Annotated in this window: 1 protein-coding gene; it reads right to left on the reverse strand. The window is 68.5% G+C overall.

Going from position 1 to position 1,295, the window contains the following annotated elements:
* A partial coding sequence (locus ACOADB_RS20045; RefSeq protein WP_378602552.1) for an ABC transporter ATP-binding protein occupies window positions 1-1,275 on the reverse strand: 1,275 nt, incomplete at its 3' end.
* Window positions 1,276-1,295 lie beyond the last annotated feature (20 nt).

The following is a 1,295-nucleotide window of genomic DNA, read 5'->3' on the forward strand; positions in this document are numbered from 1 at the left end:
GACGGTGCCGGAGAACAGGAAGGCCCGCTGCGGCACCAGCCCGATCTTCGACCAGAGCAGCTCGGGGTCGAGGTCGCGGACATCGACGCCGTCGACCCGCACGACTCCCTCGGTGGCGTCCAGCAGTCGCGGGACCAGGTTGACCAGCGTGGTCTTCCCGGCGCCGGTGGAGCCGATCAGCGCGATCGTCTGCCCGGGGCGGGCACTGAAGGACACGTCGCGCAGCACGGGTGCCTCGGCACCCGGGTAGGTAAGTCCGACGCCCTCGACGTCGAGGTGACCGGCGACGTCGACCGAGGTGACCGGGTGGGCCGCCGGGACGACGCTGGAGTCGGTGTCGAGCACCTCGGCGATCCGGACTGCGCCGACCGAGGCGCGCGGGATCATCATCAGCATGAACGTGCCCATCATCACCGACATCAGGATCTGCATCAGGTAGGACAGGAACGCGGTCAGGGCGCCGACCTCCATCTGGCCGTTGTCGACGCGGTGCCCGCCGAACCAGATCACGCCGACCATCGCGACGTTCGTGACGCCCATGACGAGCGGGAACATCAGCGCCATCCAGCGTCCGGCGCGGAGCGACACCTCGGTGAGGTCGTCGTTGGAGCGGGCGAAACGGGCGGTCTCCTGCGGTTCGCGGACGAACGCGCGGACCACGCGGATGCCGGTGATCTGCTCACGCAGGATCCGGTTGACGTCGTCGATGCGGGCCTGGACGGTCTGGAACGCCGGCACCATCCGGGACACGACGAACCCGATGCAGACGAACAGGACCGGTACGACGGCGAAGACCAGCCAGGACAGGCCGAGGTCCTCGCGCATCGCCATGACGATCCCGCCGATCATCATGATCGGGATCATCACGCCCATCAGGCAGACCATCATGGCGAGCATCTGGACCTGCTGGACGTCGTTGGTCGCGCGCGTGATCAGCGAGGGTGCGCCGAACGTGGAGACCTCGCGGGCGGAGAACCCGCCGACGCGCGCGAAGACCGCCTTGCGCAGGTCGCGGCCGAAGGCCATCGCTGCCTGTCCGCCGAACCAGGCCGACGACATCGAGCACGCGGCCTGGACGAGCGAGACGGCGAGCATGACGGCGCCGATCCTGAGGACGTAGCCGGTGTCACCCTGGGCGATGCCCTTGTCGATGATGTCGGCGTTCAGGCTGGGCAGGTAGAGCATCGCGGCGGTCGCCGTGAACTGCAGCAGCACGATCGCCGTGAGCCAGCCCTTGTACGGCGACAGGTAGGCGCGGAGCAAGCGGGGAAGCATCAGGCGTCCCTCCTCTCGAC

Origin of the sequence: Nocardioides sp. CPCC 206348, assembly GCF_048654705.1 — a bacterium.
Lineage (GTDB): Bacteria > Actinomycetota > Actinomycetes > Propionibacteriales > Nocardioidaceae > Nocardioides.